Genomic DNA, 5,441 nt, shown 5'->3' on the forward strand with positions numbered 1-5,441 from the left:
ATCCTCCGGCTTGGCGTTCCGGGCCGCCAGGGCGGCCGAGCGCGGTTCCAGCATCAGGCGGGTTTCGTAGACCTCCAGTGGGGAATAGCGATCGGCGAATCGCCATCTGGCCTGGGGCGCTCCATCCTCGTCAGGCCCAAGGACGAAGACGCCGCGCCCGACTTCGACCCGGACCAGCCCCAGGGTCTCCAGCACCGACAGGGCCTCGCGCAGGGAGGCGCGGCTGATGCCGAACTGTTCGGAAAGCTCGCGCTGGGCCGGCAGCCGGTCGCCCGGCTTCAGGGTGCCCTCCAGAATCATCGACTGGATTCGCTGAACCGCCGATCTGGGAACCAGCACCCTTCCCAATACCCTGCCGCCGGTCACATTCATCCGAACTTACTCCCCTGCCCTGCGGATTCGCGTGCCGTCCCCTTTTAGCCAGTTGACCCTATCCTGGAAACTCGCTCAAATCCACTGGTCTGGCCGGTCAGACCAGTTGCGAACAGCAATCAACGACAACGGCGCACCGGCCACAGGGATCAGCCACCGTCGCTATAAGCATCAAGAGCATCACCACAGGGAGCGTTGGGAGACGACATGCGCAGGACATTTTTGAAAGCCACCGTGAAGACCGCCGTGGCCGCCGTGATGGCGACCGCCGTCTGTGCCATCGTCGGCAATGCCGCCCAGGCCGCCGACCTCACGGTAGGCGCCAACATCGGCAACGTGCCGTGGGAGTTCCAGGATGCCACCGGCAAGAATGTCGGGTTCGAGATCGATCTGGTGGAAGAGATCGGCAAGCGGCTCGGCAAGTCGGTGGAGATCGTCAACATCCCGTTCAACGGGCTGTTCTCCGCCGTCCAGTCCGGCCGGATCGACATGGCGGTCTCCTCCATCACGATCACGGAAAAGCGGCTGGAATCGGTCAGCTTCGCCCAGCCCTACTATGACAGCGACCAGTCGCTGACCGTGCTCGCCAAGAGCGGCCTGTCCAAGGTCGAAGACCTCAAGGGCAAGACGGTCGGCGTCGATACCGGATCGACCGGCGACATGTGGGCGACGCAGAACGTCGCCAAGTACGGCTTCTCCGATATCCGCAAGTTCGAAGGGCTTCAGCCAGCCATGCTCGACCTCGCGGCGGGCCGGCTCGACGGCTACATCAGCGATATCCCGGCGCTGCTGTACTACAGCAAGGACAAGCCCCAGTTCAAAGTCGCCCAGCGCATCCCGACCGGAGAGCGCTATTCCATCATGCTCGCGAAGAACAGCCCGCTGGCCCCGCAGGTCAACGACCAGATCACCGCCATCAAGAAGGACGGCACGTTGGCGGCCCTGCATGAGAAATGGTTCGGCGCGAAACCGGAAGCGGGCACCAGCACCGCCGAAGTGCTCGATATGCCGAAGCCGAAGTCCTGAAGCTGGAAAAGCCTTGAGACACGGCGGGAGCAGAATACCGACGCATGGATATCTTCGAGACTTTCTTCAACTGGGCCGTCTTCCGGGACTCCTTCCCCCTGCTCCTGCTGGGGCTGACCACCACGATCAGCCTCGGCGTCACCAGCATCCTGATCGGGCTGGTCGCCGGGCTGTTCCTGGCGCTGGTCCGGATGTACGCGCCGGCGCCGTTCGCGGCCCTGGCGGTCGCTTATATCGACCTGTTCCGTGCCATTCCGATCCTGGTCCTGTTGGTGCTGATCTACTACGCCCTGCCCTTCGTCGGGTTGCGGCTGTCGCCCTTCGCGGCGGCCACGTCGGCGCTGTCGCTGGTGAGTTGCGCCTATTCCGCCGAGATCTTCCGGGCCGGCATCCAGGCGGTGCCGTCCGGCCAGTTCGAGGCGAGCAAGGCGCTCGGGCTGCGGTACTGGAGCATGATGACCTTCGTCATCCTGCCCCAGGCCTTCCGGGTGGTCATTCCGCCGATCACCAACAACTGCATCAACGTGATGAAGGACACGGCCCTGGCTTCGGTCGTCGCCATGCCGGACCTGCTGAAGCAGGCGACCCAGGCCCAGGCGCTGGCCGCCAACCCGACCCCGCTGGTCGGGGCGGCACTGATCTACCTGCTTCTGCTGCTGCCGATGGTCCGCATCGTCGGCACGCTGGAGCGGCGCTTCGCCATTGGAAAACGCTGATGGGCATCATCACTCCCCAGCCCCTCCACCCCGAGGCCTTCACCCCCTTCGGCGACGTCCTCCAGGCTGGCCTGGGGGAGGTCAGCCGGGTCAACGACGGCCGCGCCGACCGCTTCGACAGCGGCGCCCGGCTGGACCGCCTGCTGGCGGAGACGGTTCCCGTCGCCGCCGTCTACCGGATCGACGCCTCCACCCTGCCGCTCCGTATCGAGCGGCTGGAGCGCCATCCGCTGAGCAGCCAGCTCTTCATTCCGATGAACGCCGGCCGCTATCTGGTGGTCACCGTGCCCTCCGACATCAGGGGCAACCCGATCCCGGCGGAGGCAGCCGCCTTCGTCGCGACCGGGTCCCAGGCCATCAACTATCAACCCGGCGTCTGGCACTGCCCTCTGGTGGCGCTGGACCGCCCGGCCAATTTCGTCATGGCGATGGGAAAGGCGCTCGACCCCGCCATCGATTGCCAGTTCTTCGATCTGCCCGCCGCCCTGACGGTCGGCCCGCTATCCAATCAGGTTCAATAGGAGTTCTTCCGGCATGCTGCCTGCCCTCGACCTCGATTACATCAGGGCCCAGTTCCCGGCGCTGGCCGGCGACTGGGTCTTCTTCGACAATGCCGGCGGGTCGCAGACCTTGGCGACGGTCGCGGAACGCATTTCCGACTACCTGCTCACCAGCAACGTCCAGCTCGGCGCCAGCTACGCCGTCTCGCAGCAGTCCGGCGCGCGGGTCCGCGATGCCCATCTCAGCATCGCGGAACTGATCGGGGCAGCCCGCCCCGACGAGATCGTCATGGGGCCATCCACGACGGCGCTGATGTATACGCTGGCCGCCGCCCTGGCGGAGGAGATCGCACCCGGCGACGAGATCGTCGTGACCGATACCGACCACGAAGCCAATATCGGACCCTGGCTGAAGCTGGCCGAGCAGAAGGGCGCCGTCGTCAAGACCTGGGCCGTCCGCCCGGAAACGCTGGAGCTGGAGCTTGCCGACCTCGACGTGCTGATGACGCCGCGCACCAAACTGGTCTGCTTTACCCACGCGTCCAACATCCTCGGCACCATCAACCCGGTCGCCGAGATCACCCGCTTCGTCCACGAGCGCGGTGCCCGCGTCGTCGTGGATGCGGTGGCGCTGGCGCCGCACCGCGCGGTCGAGGTGGCAGCCTGGGACGTCGATTTCTACATCTTCAGCTTCTACAAGGTCTACGGCCCGCACCATGCCGTGCTCTACGGCAAATACGAACACCTGCTGGCCCTGCCCAGCCTGAACCACTTCTTCATCGGGCGGGAGGTCGTTCCCTACAAGCTCCAGCAGGGCAACGTGAACTACGAGCTGTCGGTCGGCTGCACCGCCATCACCGACTATATGGTGGAACTGGGCGGCCGCACCGGCAGCCGGACGGACCGGCGCGGTCAGATCCTGGCCGGCTTCGACGCCATCGCCCAGCAGGAGGAGCAGTTGGCCGAGCGCCTGCTCTCCTTCCTGCGCAGCCGCAACAGCGTCCGCATCATCGGCAATCCCTCCGCCGACCGGGGACGGCGGGTGCCGACCATCAGCTTCATCGCGGAGAACCACCGCTCCGACGACGTCGTGACCCGCGTGGACGAGCACCGGATCGGCATCCGCTACGGCGACTTCTACGCCCGCCGCCTGATCGAGAAACTGGACCTGACCCGCCATGCCGGCGTCATCAGGGTTTCCATGGTCCACTACAACACGGTGGCCGAGGTGGACCGTCTGGTCGAGGCGCTGGACCGGATCCTCTGACCGGTCCGCCGTTCAGACGTTAGCCGTTCAGGCGATCGTCCCTTCCGGCAGCTCGTAGCAATGGTCGGCGATGGCTCCCGCCGTCGTCAGCCAGATGTCGTCGCGCTGGGCCGCTATATGGGCGAGCGCCCGGCGCAGGTGCCGCAGGCGGTAAGGCTGGCCGACCAGATAGGCGTGAAGCGCTATGCCCATGACCAGCGGTCCGTCGGCCGCCTGCTCCAGCATCTCGTCGAACTGATCGACGATCATGTCGGCGAAATCGGCCGCCGTGTCCTTGCGGCCCACGATCGACGGTATGTCGTTGAGTTCCTGCGGATAGGGCACCGACAGGATCCTGCCGGTCCTGGTCTTCAGCCAGACCGGCTGGTCGTCCATGCACCAGTCCAGCACGTAGCGGTAGCCCTGCTCGTGCAGCAGGTCGGGCGTCACCCGGCTTTCCGATATCCAGGGGCCGAGCCACCCCGCCGGCGCCTTGCCTTCCCGCCGCGCGATCTCGGCGGTGCTCGCGGCGATCAGCGCCGCCTCGGCGGCTTCATCCAGCGTTCCCTGGCGGGCGGCATTGGTCCAGCCATGGCCGACGATCTCGTCACCCCTGTCGCGGAATGCCGTCACCAGTTCCGGGCAGTAGCCGTACAGCGAGCCGTTGACCAGCACCGATGCCGGGTAGCCGAGCCTGTCGAACAGGTCGAGCAGCCGCCACGCTCCCACCCGGTTGCCGTAGTCCCGCCACGCATAGTTGAGGACGTCCGGATGCGGCCCGGCTGCGCAAAGCTCCGCCCCCATCCCTTCGCCGAACGCGAAATGCTCCAGGTTGAGGCCGATATAGACCGCCAGCCGCTTGCCGCCGGGCCAGTTCCAGGCGGGCCTCCCCCTGATCGGGGAATACGCGTAGCGTCCATGATCCGGCAAGCCGCCACCGGAATATTTGTCCATGCGGGAGAAACCTTATTGCGTGTCCTGTCTTGGTCGGACCGCAACGTTAGCCGAGGGTACTCGGCCGCTCCCAGTCCGCAATGCCGGTACCCCTGTGGCGCGATAGCCCACCCCCGTCCCCATCCGGTCACGCGGATTGACACTTCATACCCCTTTCGGTTCTCATGCTAAAAATTAAGCAAATGGAGGACTCGCATGAACCTCACCCAAAGGATGGCGATGGCCGGCATGACGGCCACGGCACTTCTTCTGTCCACTTCCGTCCTGCCCGCTACGGCCCAAACCGCCGATCCGGCGGAGCCCGCACCGGTCGAAGCCGCCGCTCCGGCACCCGAGCCGCCGAAGGCCGACATCGCGAGCGCCGTCACCTGCCAGGTGCTGATCGGCCAGTTCGACGACAGCGTCGCGGCCGCCAAGGTGGAGGACGCCGTGAAGGCATCGGCGCGCACGTTGCGCGGCGAGGGCAACAAGGCCTGCAATGCCTGGGACTATCAGGCCGGCATCGGCAGCATCAGGGTCGCGATAGAGACGATTGGCCGCAAGCCGATACGCTGATGCCGCAGCCGGTCGGACCAATGCGGTTACAAAGCTGAAATCTTTGTAACTTACGATTCACGGTAAGTTAAA

General features: G+C 65.6%; 7 protein-coding genes. 5 read left to right on the forward strand and 2 right to left on the reverse strand.

Annotation, left to right across the window (positions count from 1 at the left end; genetic code table 11):
* A partial coding sequence (locus AC5JJ6_RS39680) for a FadR/GntR family transcriptional regulator (RefSeq protein ID WP_496047323.1) occupies positions 1–372 on the reverse strand: 372 nt, incomplete at its 3' end.
* Positions 373–579: 207 nt separating this feature from the next.
* Here AC5JJ6_RS39680 and AC5JJ6_RS39685 point away from each other — a divergent pair.
* From AC5JJ6_RS39685 to AC5JJ6_RS39700, 4 genes are read left to right on the forward strand one after another with little or no spacing between them, the layout of a single operon-like run.
* The gene (locus AC5JJ6_RS39685; RefSeq protein ID WP_496047324.1) at positions 580–1,398 is read left to right on the forward strand and encodes a transporter substrate-binding domain-containing protein; all 819 of its coding nucleotides are present in this window, start codon (positions 580–582) and stop codon (positions 1,396–1,398) included.
* A 44-nt stretch (positions 1,399–1,442) separates the two neighbouring features.
* Positions 1,443–2,114 (forward strand): amino acid ABC transporter permease, encoded by a 672-nt coding sequence (locus tag AC5JJ6_RS39690; RefSeq protein ID WP_496047325.1) that lies wholly within the window; start codon positions 1,443–1,445, stop codon positions 2,112–2,114.
* Entirely contained in the window at positions 2,114–2,635 is a 522-nt protein-coding gene (locus tag AC5JJ6_RS39695) for an ureidoglycolate lyase (protein ID WP_496047326.1), read from the forward strand. Before AC5JJ6_RS39690 ends, AC5JJ6_RS39695 begins: the two co-directional genes overlap by 1 nt.
* 13 nt (positions 2,636–2,648) lie before the next feature.
* Entirely contained in the window at positions 2,649–3,881 is a 1,233-nt protein-coding gene (locus AC5JJ6_RS39700) for a cysteine desulfurase-like protein (RefSeq protein WP_496047327.1), read from the forward strand.
* A gap of 27 nt (positions 3,882–3,908) precedes the next feature.
* Here AC5JJ6_RS39700 and AC5JJ6_RS39705 read toward each other — a convergent pair whose 3' ends face one another.
* A complete protein-coding gene (locus AC5JJ6_RS39705) occupies positions 3,909–4,814 on the reverse strand; it encodes a polysaccharide deacetylase family protein (protein WP_496047328.1) in 906 nt (301 codons plus the stop codon).
* A 195-nt stretch (positions 4,815–5,009) separates the two neighbouring features.
* On the opposite strand from AC5JJ6_RS39705, the gene AC5JJ6_RS39710 reads away from it, so the two are divergent.
* Complete coding sequence (locus tag AC5JJ6_RS39710) at positions 5,010–5,369, forward strand: hypothetical protein (protein ID WP_496047329.1); 360 nt, start codon at positions 5,010–5,012, stop codon at positions 5,367–5,369.
* Positions 5,370–5,441: the final 72 nt, after the last annotated feature.

The organism is Skermanella sp., assembly GCF_059503625.1.